Annotated in this window: 12 protein-coding genes; 9 read left to right on the top strand and 3 right to left on the bottom strand. The window is 68.8% G+C overall.

The window, feature by feature from the left end; all coding sequences use genetic code 11:
* The first annotated feature begins 428 nt into the window (after positions 1–428).
* The 3 genes from RM788_RS38055 (at position 429) to RM788_RS38045 (ending at position 4,701) form a co-directional block, all read left to right on the top strand.
* Entirely contained in the window at positions 429–1,157 is a 729-nt protein-coding gene (locus RM788_RS38055) for a hypothetical protein (protein ID WP_315924282.1), read from the top strand.
* A gap of 138 nt (positions 1,158–1,295) precedes the next feature.
* The gene (fxsT, locus tag RM788_RS38050) at positions 1,296–3,635 is read left to right on the top strand and encodes an FxSxx-COOH system tetratricopeptide repeat protein (protein WP_315924280.1); all 2,340 of its coding nucleotides are present in this window, start codon (positions 1,296–1,298) and stop codon (positions 3,633–3,635) included.
* A gap of 121 nt (positions 3,636–3,756) precedes the next feature.
* Positions 3,757–4,701, top strand: a complete 945-nt coding sequence (locus tag RM788_RS38045) for a lysyl oxidase family protein (protein ID WP_315924278.1) — start codon at positions 3,757–3,759, stop codon at positions 4,699–4,701.
* Between the two features lie 182 nt (positions 4,702–4,883).
* Here RM788_RS38045 and RM788_RS38040 read toward each other — a convergent pair whose 3' ends face one another.
* A complete protein-coding gene (locus tag RM788_RS38040; RefSeq protein ID WP_315924276.1) occupies positions 4,884–5,240 on the bottom strand; it encodes a hypothetical protein in 357 nt (118 codons plus the stop codon).
* A gap of 339 nt (positions 5,241–5,579) precedes the next feature.
* Here RM788_RS38040 and RM788_RS38035 point away from each other — a divergent pair, with 339 nt between their 5' ends.
* The 5 genes from RM788_RS38035 to RM788_RS38015 all read left to right on the top strand — a co-directional run bounded on the left by RM788_RS38035 (position 5,580) and on the right by RM788_RS38015 (position 9,731).
* Complete coding sequence (locus tag RM788_RS38035) at positions 5,580–5,882, top strand: hypothetical protein (protein ID WP_315924274.1); 303 nt, start codon at positions 5,580–5,582, stop codon at positions 5,880–5,882.
* Complete coding sequence (locus RM788_RS38030; RefSeq protein WP_315924272.1) at positions 5,879–6,592, top strand: hypothetical protein; 714 nt, start codon at positions 5,879–5,881, stop codon at positions 6,590–6,592. The genes RM788_RS38035 and RM788_RS38030 overlap by 4 nt, the downstream gene beginning before the upstream one ends.
* Positions 6,593–7,574: 982 nt before the next feature.
* On the top strand, positions 7,575–7,880 hold the full coding sequence (locus RM788_RS38025; protein ID WP_315924270.1) for a hypothetical protein: 306 nt from the start codon (positions 7,575–7,577) through the stop codon (positions 7,878–7,880).
* Positions 7,877–8,503, top strand: coding sequence for a helix-turn-helix domain-containing protein (locus tag RM788_RS38020; RefSeq protein WP_315924268.1), 627 nt, complete (start codon positions 7,877–7,879; stop codon positions 8,501–8,503). The genes RM788_RS38025 and RM788_RS38020 overlap by 4 nt, the downstream gene beginning before the upstream one ends.
* A 199-nt stretch (positions 8,504–8,702) precedes the next feature.
* Complete coding sequence (locus RM788_RS38015; protein ID WP_315924266.1) at positions 8,703–9,731, top strand: hypothetical protein; 1,029 nt, start codon at positions 8,703–8,705, stop codon at positions 9,729–9,731.
* Here the strand turns inward: RM788_RS38015 and RM788_RS38010 are convergent.
* Together RM788_RS38010 and RM788_RS38000 are read right to left on the bottom strand one after the other, a co-directional pair.
* Positions 9,686–11,142, bottom strand: a protein-coding gene (locus RM788_RS38010) for an IS3 family transposase (protein ID WP_399345221.1) whose coding sequence is annotated in 2 segments (ribosomal slippage) — positions 9,686–10,777 and positions 10,780–11,142 — 1,455 coding nt in all. Because the reading frame shifts where the segments join, the coding sequence is not laid out codon by codon here. The two genes, RM788_RS38015 and RM788_RS38010, sit on opposite strands and share 46 nt — an antisense overlap.
* 65 nt (positions 11,143–11,207) lie before the next feature.
* Positions 11,208–11,474 (bottom strand): SEFIR domain-containing protein, encoded by a 267-nt coding sequence (locus RM788_RS38000; RefSeq protein WP_315924264.1) that lies wholly within the window; start codon positions 11,472–11,474, stop codon positions 11,208–11,210.
* A gap of 178 nt (positions 11,475–11,652) precedes the next feature.
* Between RM788_RS38000 and RM788_RS37995 the strand changes: the two genes are divergently transcribed.
* On the top strand, positions 11,653–14,505 hold the full coding sequence (locus RM788_RS37995) for a tetratricopeptide repeat protein (protein WP_315924262.1): 2,853 nt from the start codon (positions 11,653–11,655) through the stop codon (positions 14,503–14,505).
* Positions 14,506–14,543 lie beyond the last annotated feature (38 nt).

The following is a 14,543-nucleotide window of genomic DNA, read 5'->3' as shown; positions in this document are numbered from 1 at the left end:
CGGTCGTGACCAGGCCGTTCGTCGCGAAGACGCCGCTCGGACAGGTCCGTCCCCGGCGGTCCAGGCGACCCACTTGACGGCCTGCGCACCCTTCGGGTGAATTTTCGAGGCTTGCACCGATCACCACGGCACCTCATGGCTACCGAATAGCACAATTGCAGGTCTGATCACCTGTTGGAGAACGCAGTTTCCACGGACGAGTGAACTGATCTGCACCATCCGTATTCGATACACCCACAGGGGTCACGCGTACATCGGCTATCGCGCTTCTCGGCGCCTTGACTAGAACAACAGGACGCGTGCGACCATCGGCACGAGCGGTCTCCCTTTGGCCGCGTCAACCCGGACCGGGGTCCAGTGAAGCGCAGTTCCCAGCCGACGGGGCACGGGGCGCGTCGACCGGGTCCACCACCTACGAGAGAGTTCGCGTGGCCCACGACCAGGAAGTTCGACGGCTGGTTCTACTGATCATGGTCAGCAGCCCGGTTCCCTCGTGGACCCTGTCCGGACTGTCGAAAGTGCTGCGAATTCGCCCGACCCACATCAGATCGGCCATCAGATCGCTGGTGGACGCGAAGCTGGTGCGCGCCGCGCACACCGCGATGCCATTCCGACGCGCATTCCGGACATCGCACTACGTCGTCACGACCCTCGGTTTCCGCGATGGTGTCGTCGACAGGATCTCCCGTCGCGAATCCGCCCGCGAGATCGACGAACCGCCACGGCTCTCACCCGATTCCCTGACCGGGCTCCTACCGGTCGGAGATCCGCCCGCGAGTCGGCCGGGTACGTCGAGCAAACGGCTTTCCATAGTGCAGGCCCCTCCGATGTTCGCGATATGCACCACGGGAACGGAGGACACGTCCGAAGCCCTGGCCTGGGGCATGCACTTCAAGTACTACGTGATCCTGACGAGCCTGTCCGGCGCCCCTCTGGGCCGATTCCCCAATCCCCACAGCGCCCGTCGGAAACTCGCCCGGACCCTCGGTCGGACCAGCGACTCGCTGTGCGTGCTGTGGCTGCCACCGCGGGGTTCGGCCCGCGCGAGACCGGTGGGCGCCGACCGTGGTGAAAGCCCTTCCCGACGCCGGGTGGACGGGGTTCCCCGACAGGGCGAGAAGCACGGGCACACCACCCTGTCCAGCCCGATGTGGTGACCGCGAAGGCCACACGCGCGAAACATGCTGCCAACTCCTGCTGGCCCTGGTGGTTCTCGTCGTTCGACAGAGCGGGTCGACGCTGCGGCATGGTCGGAATCGATTGACTGAAAGAGGGAACTCCGCGTGTTGCACAACATGAGCCCGTCCAGACGCAGGCATGACGGACAACCACCGGCGGAAGACCACCTCGTCGGGCCGCGCGGCATCGCCGTGTCCACATCGGGAGCGGGCGACGCGTTCGTGGACGTCGACTCCGCCGACACGACGGGCACCTACTGGCGCCGGACGTCGTCCGGCGACCAGTCGAGCCGATGGGTGTTCGGCACCCCGCCGCCGCCGGTCGAGTCGTTCCGGCACCGGCGGGTGGCCGACGACCTCGCCCGTCGAGCGGGACTGAGGAGCAGGTCGAACCCGACCACCGCGCGGCCGCTGACGCTGTCCGGGCGGAGCGGCGTGGGGAAGACCCAGCTGGCGGCTGAGTACGCGCGCGGTCTGCTGGCGTCGGACGGGATCGACATCCTGATGTGGGTGGACGCCAGCTCGCGCGACGCGATCCTCTCGATCTTCAGCCAGGCCGTCGCGGTGATGGGGAGCACGCGGCACACGGACACCGAAGGGGTGGTGGGCCGGTGGTGGGAATGGCTTTCCTCCTCCGGGAAGCGGTGGCTGGTCGTGCTGGACGACCTCCACAACCCGTCGGACATGAACGGCCTGTGGCCCCCGCACGCCCCCGGCGGCCAGGTCCTGGTGACGAGCCGCAGGCACCAGGACGACGGGGACCACGTGATCGAGGTGGGGGTCTTCACGCCCGCGGAGTCGGCGGCGTTCCTGGCGGGCAGGCTGGCCGAGCGGCCCGCGCAGGCCGTCGGGGCACCGGAGCTCGCGGAGGAGCTGGGGCACCTGCCGCTGGCGCTCGCCCAGGCTGCGGCGCACATGGCCGACCGCATCGCGTTGACGTGCGCCTCCTACCGGCAGCGGTGGCTGGGACGGCACCGCGAGCTGCCCGGCGCGCGGGCGGGCGGTGCCAAGAACCCCGACGACCACCACGCGACCATGGCCACGACGACGTCGCTGTCCGCGGACCTGGCCGACAGCCTCCACCCCGTCGGGCTGGCCCGCCCGCTGCTGGAGTTGGCGTCCGTGCTGGACGCCAACGGGTTCCCCGGAAGCGTCCTCGCCTCCCCCGCCGTGCTGGCCGCCCTCTCCGCGGCGGCGGGCCGGAAGGTCGACGTCACCACCACCGCGGACGCGCTGGCGTGCCTGCACCGCCTCGGCCTGATCACCTACCGCCCGGACGTCCCCCACCGCGCCGTGCGGGTGCACCCGTTCGTGCAGCACACGGTTCGCGGAACCCTCGCCCCCGACCGGGCGGCCGCCCGCGCGCACACGATGACCGACGCGCTGATGCAGACGTGGCCGGAAGCCGAGCGCGACCCGGAACTGAGCGCTGTCATGCGGAACAACGTCAACGCGATGCACAACGCCACGAACGGCCTGCTGTGGGAGTCCTCGGCACGCCAGGTGCTCTTCCGGGCGGGCGAGAGCGCGGGGGTCGCGGGGCACGTGCGGTACGCGATCGACTACTACACCGCGCTCTGCGGTGCGGCCGCGCGGCAGCTGGGCCCCGATCACCCCGACACCCTGCAGGCACGCCACAACCTCGCCCACTGGCGGGGCGAAGCCGGTGACGCCCCCGGCATGACCGCGGCGATGGAGCAGGTGCTGACGGACATCGAGCGCGTGCTCGGCGTGAACCACCCGAGTGCGCTGACCACCCGCCACAACCTCGCCTACTCCCAGGGTGAGGACGGCGACGCGGCCGGCGCGGTGGACGCACTCGAACGGGTGCTCGACGCGCAGACGCGCCTCCTGGGCTCCGACAGCCAGGACACGCTCACCACCCACCTCAGCCTCGCCCGCTGGCTCGGCGAAACCGGCGACGTCTCGCGCGCGGTCGACGAGTTCGAGCAGGTACTGGCCACCTTCGAACGCGTACTGGGCATCGACCACCCCGACACGCTGACCGCCCGGCAGGGTCTCGCCCGCTGGCTCGGCGAGACCGGCGACGTGCGCCGCGCCATCGTCGAGCTCGAACAGGTACTCGCGGACCAGCACCGCACCCTGGGCGCCGACCACCCCGAGACGCTCGCCACCCGCCACAACCTCGCCTACTGGCGCACCGAGGTCGGTGACGCGGCGGGCGCGGTCGCCGAGCTCAACGAAGTCCTGGCGGGCCAGCAGCGGGTGCTGGGCCCCGACCACCCCGACACGCTGACCACCCGCCACAACCTCGCCTACTCCCAGGGGGAATCGGGCGCCGCCGACGAGGCGGCGGAGGCGCTGGTCGGCATCGTCGCGGCCCAGGAGCGGGTGCTGGGGCCCGGTCACCCGCGCACCCAGATCTCCCGGCAGAGCCTCACCCATTGGCGGAAGCGGACGGACTCACGCCGGGATGAGGCCCCACCGGCCCCCTGATCCCCGGCACCGGCCCATTGCGACATCGCGGACCGCCGGTGCCGCGGAGTTCGACCGGGGTCGGGCGGCCGTACCGGCAGGCGCCACCAGTGTCCACTCAGGACTATTCGAATGAGGATCGATGATCACAGTGAACAGGCGTTGGTCGGCCATCGCGATCGCGGTACTGGCGTTCGGGGTCGCAGCGCCCGCCCGCGCCGACGACACGTTGCTGCTGCCCGATCTCCGCCAGGCGCCGGTGGGTTGTCCGGGCGGGTTCGGAGGCGAACCCTCGACGTGCACCGCCTGGGACGTGTGCGTCGTCCAGGACGCGAACGCGCCGGGCGGCCGGTGCACCACCGCGGGCTCCATGAAGGCGGTGCGGTTGCGCTTCACCAGCTCCGAGGACAACATCGGCGAGGGCCCGCTGCTGCTCTTCGGCAGCCGGGACAACACCACGCAGAAGACGATGCAGGTGCGGCAGGCGTTCCAGGCACTGCCCAGCGGGGAAATCCCGAAGTCGTACGAGGCCGCCCAGCGGCAGACGGCGACCTCCACCTACTACGAGCCCGCGAAGTCGCACGAGCACTGGCACCTGATGGGGTTCGAGCGCTTCGAACTGCGCGCTCCCGGCGGCGGGGTCGTGGCGACGGACCGGAAGAACGGGTTCTGCCTGGGCGACCGGTACACCACTCCCGACGCCTCCGGGCTCGCCCACACCGTGCACGACGACGACAGCCCGCAGGGCAGCCTCGGCCGTTTCCTGGCCAAGAACATGTGCAACATGCGGACGCCCGACGCGCTGACCGTCACCGAGGGGATCTCCGTGGGCCGCGGAGACGACTACCGCCACACCGTCGACTTCCAGTGGCTCGACATCACCACCGTCGCATCGGGCACCTACGACGTGGTCAACACGGTCAACTCCGACCGCACGCTGCTGGAAAGCAACTACGACAACAACTCCTCGTCGATCGCGATCTCGGTCCAGTGGCCCGCGGGGGCGCAGTCGGCCCCCAAGGTCATCACGGCCCCGCCGGTGGTGAAACTGCTCCGGAGCTGCCCCGGCCGCGCGCAGTGCGCGTGAAACCGGGCGCCCATTCTACCGGTCGGCTTTCGCGCTCTCGGAATGAATTTTCCACTTCCGGCGAATCGCCCGCGAATCACTCCGCGCGCTGAAGAGCCGTTCGACTCCACGACCGACCGCTCAGCGGAACGGCCCCGCCCCGAGGTGAATCGGGACGGGGCCGTTCCGGGCAGAGGAGCCGATCAGCGGCGGTTGAGGTCCACACCCGTGGCAACGCGCGACGGGCCGTTGTTGTCGGCCACCCCCAGCATGCTGTCGTCCGCCTGCGCGTCGACCTGCGCGATCCTGTTGTTGCCGATCGAGTTGCTCACCAGGTCCTGCAGCCCGGTCAGGTGGATCGAGCGGATCTCGGACAGGGGGTTCTCGGTGTCGATGTGCGACAGGTCCTCCGCGTCGATGATCTCGTTCAACTGGTGACCCAGGTGCGGAGCGGTGGCATCGCCGTCGACAGCGGCGCTCGCGGTGCCGCCCGAACCGAGCATGATGACCGCACCACCAAGCGCGATCGCAGCCCCGGTGATGGTCTTCTTGATGTCCATGAGCGCGAAAGTGTCGCATCAAGGTGTTTGGAGCAAGGCTCGTAATTCCTCCGGATGACTTTATTCACCCACGAGGAGGAATTCCAGCTGGTATATCCCGCACACCCGGCGTCACCGCGCGTCGCCAATGGTCCCACCAGGCCGGTTGACCGTCGACTGCGGTACAAGGCGCCCGCGCACTGATCCGACCTCGCCGGGCCGTGATCGGTCCCGATCATCCCTCGACCACGCGGCCTTCGGGTGAGGCTCCAACCCCGGCCATTCAAGATCCGTATCGGCTCCGCGCCCTGTCCTCCGATCCATGGCTTGCGAATCACCGACCGGGACATACTCCGACCCATGGACGGAACACCCTTATCCAATCAAAGCTCGAAGAGCGAAGAGGTCGGCAAGCAGGCGACGCCGCAGAAACCGGCAGTGGCGGGCGGCAAGGCGACCACGGACGTCCAGCCACCGCTCGCGAGCGGAGTGGCCGAACGGATCGCCGCGGGCATCGCCGCCGACCTCGCCGAGGTGGCGAAGGCCAACCCCAAACAGTGGGCGCAGGTCAGCGAGCAGGAGCTGTTGATCTGGATCGCCGAGGACACCAAGGCTGCGCTCGCCGAGCTCGCCGCGGGCGGATTGACGGAGGACGGCCGATGACTTCGATGGTGACGCCCCTGCGCGCACAGATCCGACGCACCGTGCGCCAGTCGGTCCGGCGGTCCTTCGTGACCGCGGTACCCGTCGTCCCACGGGCGCGGGCCTGGGTCCAGTGGGGGCAGCGCGGGCAGTGGGCGGCCTTCCTGAGCCAGGACGTGGTCCAGCGGTTCCTGGCTGAGATCGCAGCACCGACGTGGCTGCGCTCCTGGTTCCCACAGCCCACCCAGACCGCCATCGGCACCCCGACCGGGGCGCCGTCGGGTGACCCGGACAAACCCGCCGCCAAGACGAGGCAGCTGCCGGTCGCGACCCTGCTGGACATGATGTCCGAGAAGTCGGGGCAGTACCTGGTGCACCGCACCTTCAACCAGGCCATCGGCGAGCTGCGGGAGGGCACCGTGATCGACGCCAGCTATCCCGCCGGCACCCTCGACCCCAACGCCCCGCCCGGCATCTACGTCATCCCCGGCCTCGTCGGCGTCGAGTACGGCGACTGGTGCGTGATCTTCGAGAAGGGCACGGGAGACCACTACTTCGGCTCGGTCGCGGTGACCGCGGGCGCCGAGGGCGCGAACAAGGAGGAAAAGGTCTGCATCCACGACATCCCGACCTCCGCCGCGCACGGCTGGTGCACGGTCAAGGACGTGAAAGAGGCGAAGAAGCAGTACGACGCGCACAAGAAGGTGACGGGCACCTCGAAGCAGAAGTAACTCGCCCCCAGTCGCGGCCCTGAACCGCGAATGCGCCCCGGCTCCGGTGTTGATCACACCGGAGCCGGGACACATTCGCCACCTTCGCCTCAGCGGCCAAGGCCTCAGGCCGCCTTCTCCATTTGTGCCAAGGGCCCGGTCGGCAAGCCCACGCCGTGAGTCGCGAGTGACTACCCGTCCACTCCAGGCCGGAGTCGCGGCGTTTCCACCTCACCCACACCCGATCCGTCACCTCACCCCGACCAACCATGATCCACACATGCAGTAACCCGACCCGACGTAGTGGGTACCGGGCAGTGGAGTTCCGGCTGGGCAGGCCCACGACGGGGGCGCGGTGGGTTGGCGGAGACGGTGCAATGCCGCAATCCAGCGACGCCGACCTGCGCATGGCGCAGGTGACATGTTTTTGGTTGACCACGTGCTCCGCGTCGCGCAGTTCAGCAGTGACCTTGCGGGGCGCCATAGATGCCAGCGGAACGGCAGTGGACGGCACGGATACGCGCGGCCAGACGTGCGTCATCCGGGAAAAAGGCCCTGGCACGCTCACCACGCAGCGGTACCTGCACCCAACCGCCAATCGGTCAACGACGCAGGAGCACTACTTTCGCAGCACCTCCAGCGGCCTACCACACCGCGACTGCGAGTCGTGTAGTCACTCAGCTAGACCCTCAGGGTCCACAAATGGTCTACAGAACGACCTCGCACTGATCTTGAGCAAGATCCACAAATGGGCACGAAAAAGCCCTGCTGACCAGGCATTACGCCATATTCAGCAGGGCTTCTTCAGACCGTCGGGACGACAGGATTCGAACCTGCGACCCCTTGACCCCCAGCGGGACAAGGGGTGTCCGCAGCCATCCTCACAGTCCATTTCGGCCGGTTGAGTCCGATGAAAGTCCAGGGCAGGGCCTCCAGTCCCGCCTCGTCCCACCGGTCCGTGAGACGCGTGTGAGACGGGGCCTGACCACCAGAGGTCCTGTTCATGAGCAACACCGCCCGTCCAACCGTTGTCCTGGCGTCCCTTCACCACGAGCCACGGCGCATCCGTCCGCCGTTCAACGTGGAGAGCTACGAGCCAGACCACTACCGCCCTGGCGAGACCAACCACGAATGGCGTGCCCGTAACCATGCTGACCAAGTCGCCGCACTTCTCGAAGCACTGGACGGCATCGAGCTAGGCGCACACGACCGCCGGATCGTCGAGTGGCTGGCGAGCTGGGACACGTCCGTGATCGACACGGTGGCCAGCCTCTTCTACCGTGCTCGCGCCGTGGACGGTGACAGGTGAGCATCGAGGCCATCAACTGGGCTCTCAACCACGCACCCATCCCCACCGATCGCAAGGACGCCTCAACGCTGGCGATCACACTGATCGCGCTCGCCAACCACTCAGGTCCTGATGGCCGTGACGCGTTCCCCTCGGTCGAGCGGATGATGCGCTACACCCGGCTGTCTCGAAGGACCATCCAACGTTCGCTGCGCTCCCTGGAGGAGTTGGACCTGATCCGCTCGGGGAACACGCGCGTGCGCGACGCCAAGATCCCCGAGGCCAACTCACGGCCTCAGGTCTACAACCTCGTCCTCTCCGCGAAGTTGTCCACAACCTCGGACCAGGGGCGTCGCGATGACGCCCCGCCGACCAGCAAGGGGCGTCAGCAGGAACGCCTGGGGGCGTCAGCAGCGACTGTCGGGGGCGTCACCACGACGCCCAAACCGTCCTTTAACCGTCCAAGAAACCGCCCCGCGCCGAGCGCGCCCGAGGGGCACTCTGCGGTGCCGCCGGTGTGCGGGCAGTGCGACGCCCGCGATTCCGACCCCACCTCCGCTCGCGTGGTGTGGCTGGACGACGACCGCACACGCTCAACGCCGTGCCCCCGCTGTGCGCCGCAACGGAACGGCGGTGTCCGATGAACCGCGTACACCTCAGGTACACCGAGTCCGCCAGCCTTGCGCACCCAGGCGGTTGGTCATCTCCCGCGCACTGCTTGGAGAGCCGGGAGGCCGCGGAGCGATTGCGGGATGCGACCAACCTCCTGTCCGGCCGCAGCGCAGCCGCGCGGCGCACCTGGCACATCGCCGACTGCCCCAGCGAGAACTGCGGGGTGTGGCGATGAGCCTTCTCACGCCTCTGCCCGAACCGAACGATGAGAACTTGGAGCGCGCAGTGGCCGACGTGGTGAAGTACGTGGCCGCGCAGGCTCCGTCCGCAGCACCAATCGCCCCGCCCACGACCACCAAGCGGGTCCAAGACCTGCGCGCCGAGGTGGACGAGGCGAACGCCCTGTTGGAGTTGCAGGCCGAGGACGCACCACTGCTGGTGGACACGGACCGGGTTCGGCGCTCCCGCAAGCGCGCTGCCGAGGCTGCCCGGCTGCACACGCTGGCCCAGGACCCGGCGGCACGAGCCTGGCAAGCAGCGCGGGTGCGCCTGGTGTTCACCGTCGTGGCCTTGGCGGCGCTGGTCGGGGCGCTGGGCTGGTCCACCACGGGCGTGCACCACACCCTTACCCGGTCGATGACCGAGCGGGACGCGGCGTGGTGGGGTGCGTGGGCAGTCGAGCCGGTGATCTCAGCGGTGTTGTTGGTGGTAGTCGGCGCACGGGCGTTCCTGGCAACGCGCGACCGCCTACTGCGCCATCGACACCTGACGGTGGTCGAGTACGGGGCGCTCGTGGTGACGCTGACGTTGAACGTGTGGCCGTACCTGCCATGGGTATCGGTGCCATGGGTGCGATTCGACCCGATGCAACTCCTCGCGCACGCAATCGGCCCGCTGGTCGCGGTCGGCGCGGTCATGGTCCTCCCGGTGATCTGGTCAGCCTTCGCGGACTTGGACCACGGTGTCCCGATAGGCCCTACAGCAGTCCTTACCAGCCCGGAGTACAAGGAAAACGGTCCCGACCCAGCGGTGCCACGACGTAGGACTACTGATGATCGAGTGGGCCTACTGGTGAACCGTGCCCGGCGGATGATCGCCGCTGGACGGTTGCCCGCAGACCCGTCCGCAAACCGCCTGCGGGAAGCGCTGGGATGCGGCACCGACATGGCCCGCAAAGTTCGCGACGCGGAACCTGTCAATGGCGTTGAGACAGTTCAGGGAGCTTGTTTTGTTTCGTGTTCTGCCTTCTCGTCTTCCTGAGGTGGTTCGTTGATCCAGGCCGCTGTGGGCAGCCGTGGTGGGGTCGGTACGCCGTGGAACCGGGCAGGGTTGGCGGTGTAGGCGGCGTGCAGGACTCGGACTCGTTCGGCGCGGACGGTGGCCGCGGTGCCGTCATGGACCGACGCCGGGGTGTGCAGGCCGATCCCGCTGTGGCGGTGTTCATGGTTGTAGTACTGAAAAAACCGGTGGCTGAACGCGCGGGCGTCGGCGATCGACCCGAACCGGCCCGGAAACGCCGGGCAGTACTTCAACGTCTTGAACTGGGCCTCGCTGTAGGGGTTGTCGTCGGACACGTGTGGTCGGGAATGCGAGCGGGTGACACCTAGATCGGCCAGCAGCATGGCGACGTTCTTCGACGTCATGGAGGTGCCGCGGTCGGCGTGCACCACACCGGGGACCGTCCCGCCGTTGGCGGCGATGGCGTCGGTGATGAACCCCGCGGCCAGTACGGCGGTCTCGGTCGACGCGACCATCGCGTGCACGACCTTGCGCGAGTAGATGTCGAGCATGACGAACAAATCGTAGTACACGCCCCGATCGGGGCCTTTGAGTTTGGTGATGTCCCAACTCCAGACCCGATTGGGTGCGGTGGCCACCAACTCCGGCTTGACCTTCGCCGGATGGGTGGCCTGCGCGCGCCGCTCACGGACCTCGCCGGCTTGGCGCAGCAGCCGGTACATCGTGGAGATCGAGCACAGGTACCGGCCCTCGTCGAGCAGGGTGGCCCACACCTGCGCCGGCGCCTTGTCCACGAACCTGGGCGACCGCAACACGTCCAGTACATCGGCGCGTTCGGCGGCCGACAGGCTCGCCGGGTGCGGCGTCGGTGGGCGGTGCGGTCCGGCCATCGGTGGTGTCGGGTTGCGACGGCGGTACAACGTGGCTCTGGACTTCCCGACCAACGCGCATCCTGGTTTGGTGCCCAGCAACGGTTCCAGCTCGACGAAGGCGTTACCGATCAGCTCGTCGACCTGCGGTCGGTGTCCGTGCCCTCGGAGATCGTTTCCAAGAGCCCTTGCAGTTTTCCCATGATCTCCACCACCGCCTGCGACTTCGCCAGCTCGCGGGCGAGACGCTCATTGTCGGCACGGAGCCTGTCGTTCTCCTTCTCCGCCGCGGACTTGCCTTTCGGGCCCGAGGGTTTCACGGCCAGGGCGTCCAGGCCTCCGGCGTCACGGCTTCGGGTCCAGTCGATCAGGTGGGAGTGGTAGAGCCCTTCCCGCCGCAACAACGCGCCCTTGGCGCCGGATTCGGTCAGGCCTTCGTATTCCTCCACGATCGCCAGTTTGTACGCGGCGGTGAACGTCCGGCGTTTCGGCTGTCCCGCACGAGGTCCCTGCTTTTTCTTACCCACCGGACCATTCTCGGTCCGCAGATCGGCGACACTCAACGTCACAGTCCTAAATCCCGTCTTCGCCCTACCTGTTCCACAGAAGTCTCGGTTGAACCTGTGTCTCATACCAGTCTGACAGAGAGGGAGGCGACCACCAGGATGAAATCTGCTTCCGCGATGTTCTGCGAAGCCCAGAGCGCCCAGTCGCGACGACCGTCGTCCGCCCATTGGTCGAAGACGACGTCGAGGCCCTCGTGCCGCACCAGGAACTCACCGAATTCCCGGACCAGGGCCACGTGGCGCTCATCGTCGTGCGAATAGGTGATGAAGATCCGCGGCGCCTTCTCCTGGGTGGCGTCCGCGAGCTGCTGTCGTTCCTCGGTATCCATTGACCTCATCCAGAAACGTCGGTGTGCCAACGCCGCGATTGAACCCCACGTCCTGCCCTGGGAAGGTCGAGAAGCTCGGCTTGCCACGCTTTTGTCGTACTTCTGTCGGGTGTTCACCGAGTCGCGATCCCGGCGTTTCCGGCATCGTGGTGGGAGAACTCGAATCGACAGGAGAACGATGACGCACCGGACTCGGCCACAGGTCTTCTTGAGCTACACGTGGGCAGACGAACCCGCGGTCGACCTGATCGAGCAGGCGCTGCGGGCACGTGGGGTGGCGGTGTTCCGCGACAAGGACCTGTCGCTGTTCGACCCGATCACTGGCCACCTGGCGCGCGAACTCGACGAGTCAGCGGTGCTGCTGGCCTTCTACTCGCGGCGCTACCCGCTCCGCTACGCCTGCCAGTGGGAGCTGACCAGGGCGTTCCTCGCTGCCCTCCGGCACGGCGACCCGCGGGACCGCGTGCTGGTCGCGAACCCGGAGCCCGACGAGAACCACATCGCGCCGGTGGAATTGACCGACGCGGTTTACTCGTCGTGGACCGGTGCGCACAGCGCAGACGCACTAGCCGACGCCGTCACCGCCAAGCTGGCCGCCACGGGCGGCGTTCCCCTCGGCTCGCCGCCCGAGGACGGCGAGCTGCACGCCAGGCTCACCCGGCCCCGCAGGTTCGTCGGGCGCTACCGGGAACTGTGGGCAGTGCACAGCGCCCTGCACGGTGGACGCCTGTGGCTGGCCCACGAGCCAGCGCCGGACTCGGCGGTCGTGCTCAAAGCACCGGCGGGCATGGGCAAGACCGTGCTAGCCGAGCAGTACGCGTTCCTGTTCCGCGACGCCTACCCCGGCGGGGTGGAGTGGGTCGACCTCGCCGGCGCGCCGGCGGATCGCGTCCTGGGGCACTTCGCGGCCGCGGTGGCCCGGTTTGCGTCGGCCCGCTTCGGCCTCGACCTCGGCGGCTTGGCGCCGGATCAGGTGATCGGCACTGTCGGCGACCGCCTGACCGCCGAGGGGCGGGATGTGCTGTGGGTCGTGGACGACGTCCCCGACGGCATCGGCGAGGCCGTGGACCGGCTGGTCCTGCCCTCGCCCAGGGCGCACACCGTGCTGACCGCCCGGACCACGTCCCCTGCGGCGAATCTCCGCGCCGTCCCGGTCGGCGGCCTCACCGCGCAGGAGGTCGAGGAGCTGTTCCGGGCCCAGTGGCCGTCGATCAACCGCGAGGAGAGTCGCGCCATCGCGGTGCTTACGGAGCGGTGGGGTGGTCACCCGGTGACCTTGCTGCCCATGATCCGCGAACTGCGCGAGGCACAGGGAACCGGCGCGCTGGACGAGGTGCTGCGCCGCGAACCCGCCGACGACCCGGTGGTCGACGACTTGGCCCGGGCCGTGCGCGACCGCAGCGCCCACGCCAGGGCGGTGCTGGAGTTCGCCTCCGTGCTAGCCCCAGCCCCGTTCACCGGCGACCTGCTGGTGGAGGGCGTGTCCCCGCGCTTGGAGAGCGCGACGCCAATGCTGGTCGCCGAGGCGTTGCGGGAGTTGGAGGAGTTCAGCCTGCTCCACCGGGCCGACCGGGTGCCGAGGACGAGGCAGATGTGGCGGCTCCACGCGCTCGTGGGGGACGCCGTGCGCCGGGACATCGACCCTGCGGTCCTCTCGAGCGTCGCCCACCGGGCGGCGGTCGTCATCTCTGCGGCGCTGACCACGCCCGAGGCTCCTCTGGACCTGCACCTCCACGCGCTCCGCATCGTCGCGTGCGAGCAGGTCCCGGTGCCGATGCGGTTGGCACTCCTGCGCGAGGTGGCTCTCCGCCACGAGGAGCGCGGTGACATCCCCGCGGCCCACGATGCGCGCGCCACGGCAGTGCGGGTGGCCGGAGCAGCGGTCGGTGTCCCGGACCTGCTGGCCGCAGCGCGGCTCGCGGTGGCGGCGGGCGACACCGCGGCGGCGCTGGCACGGGTGGCCGAACTGGTCGAGCGCGCGCGGGCGGATCAGGACGGTCGCACCGAGTTCCGGGCGCGGTTCCTCGCTGCCGCGGCCCACGACCTGAGCGGTGACTACACCGGCGCGAACGAGGTGTTCCACGACCACCGGGTGGTGGCGGAGCACGGTTCGGACCCCGTGTGGCTGCCGGAGGAGGAACGCGTCCGGGTCGGGCTCGCCAGGGTCGCCGCCCTCCGGTTGCGCGGCGACTACCGCGTCGCCGCCACCACCCTCGACCAGGTGCTGCCGGTGGTGCTGCGTGCCCAGCCGGTGCCCGACCACCGGGGCGCGCGCCCTGGGGCGCTGCTGGAGCGGGCGCGGTTGCGGTTGCTGACCGGAAAGGTCCTGGAGTCGCGGCAGGACGCCACCGGGTTGATCGAGATGTTCGCGGCGGCGGGCGTGCCGCGGCACCACCTGGCGAGGCAGGCGGTCGCGGTGCTCGCGGAGGCCGAGCTGACTCTGGCCTGGTCCGAGATGAGGGCTCGTCCGCGGGAATGGGACCAAGCCGTGAAGCAGGTGCGACGGGCGCTGGACGAGTCGACCGAGTGGTTCGGGCCGGACAACCCGCTCACCCTCGAACTCCACGTGCTGCGCGGTCAAACTCTGCACAACAACTCACGGCACGCTGAAGCCCTGGAGGTCCTTGCCGATGCCGAGCGGCGGATCGCGGACAGCCTTGGCGATGATCACCCGTTGCGGTTCAAAGCCAGGCAGTGGACAGGGCTGTCCACCATGGGGCTGGGGGACTGGGCCAGCGCCGTGGTGATCTTCGACGAGTTGCTGCCGCGCCAGACCGCCGTGCTCGGCCGAGGGCACCCGGAGAGCCAGCTGACCAGGTTCCAGCTGGGCATCTGCCTGGCGAAGATCGACGTGCTGGACCGGGCGAGGCCGCTGATCGCCGAGGCAAAGAAGGTGCTGGTCGAGCAGCACGGCCCGTGGCAGCAGTGGGCGAGCATAGCGCGCGTCGGCAGCGTCGTGACCAGTATCCCCAAGCCGCTGTGGAAGGTCTTCAACGCCCTTGATGACGTGATGCGGAAGCGAGGCGTCTGAACGTCGTCGTTCTGTCGTGTCGCTGTCCTTCTCGGCGG

This window comes from Umezawaea sp. Da 62-37, from assembly GCF_032460545.1.
In the GTDB taxonomy this organism is placed as follows: Bacteria; Actinomycetota; Actinomycetes; order Mycobacteriales; family Pseudonocardiaceae; genus Umezawaea.
Note: the sequence above shows the minus strand (reverse complement) of the source record. Positions and strands in the feature narration are given on the sequence as shown.

What these genes read in the sequence shown, in the direction of transcription:
- RM788_RS38040 (WP_315924276.1), bottom strand. Translation starts at nt 5,240, where the DNA reads ATGGACATCAAGAAGACCATCACCGGGGCTGCGATCGCGCTTGGTGGT.
- RM788_RS38000 (WP_315924264.1), bottom strand. Translation starts at nt 11,474, where the DNA reads ATGGATACCGAGGAACGACAGCAGCTCGCGGACGCCACCCAGGAGAAG.
- RM788_RS38015 (WP_315924266.1), top strand. Translation starts at nt 8,703, where the DNA reads ATGAGCCTTCTCACGCCTCTGCCCGAACCGAACGATGAGAACTTGGAG.
- fxsT (WP_315924280.1), top strand. Translation starts at nt 1,296, where the DNA reads ATGAGCCCGTCCAGACGCAGGCATGACGGACAACCACCGGCGGAAGAC.
- RM788_RS38030 (WP_315924272.1), top strand. Translation starts at nt 5,879, where the DNA reads ATGACTTCGATGGTGACGCCCCTGCGCGCACAGATCCGACGCACCGTG.
- RM788_RS38045 (WP_315924278.1), top strand. Translation starts at nt 3,757, where the DNA reads ATGATCACAGTGAACAGGCGTTGGTCGGCCATCGCGATCGCGGTACTG.
- RM788_RS38035 (WP_315924274.1), top strand. Translation starts at nt 5,580, where the DNA reads ATGGACGGAACACCCTTATCCAATCAAAGCTCGAAGAGCGAAGAGGTC.
- RM788_RS38025 (WP_315924270.1), top strand. Translation starts at nt 7,575, where the DNA reads ATGAGCAACACCGCCCGTCCAACCGTTGTCCTGGCGTCCCTTCACCAC.
- RM788_RS37995 (WP_315924262.1), top strand. Translation starts at nt 11,653, where the DNA reads ATGACGCACCGGACTCGGCCACAGGTCTTCTTGAGCTACACGTGGGCA.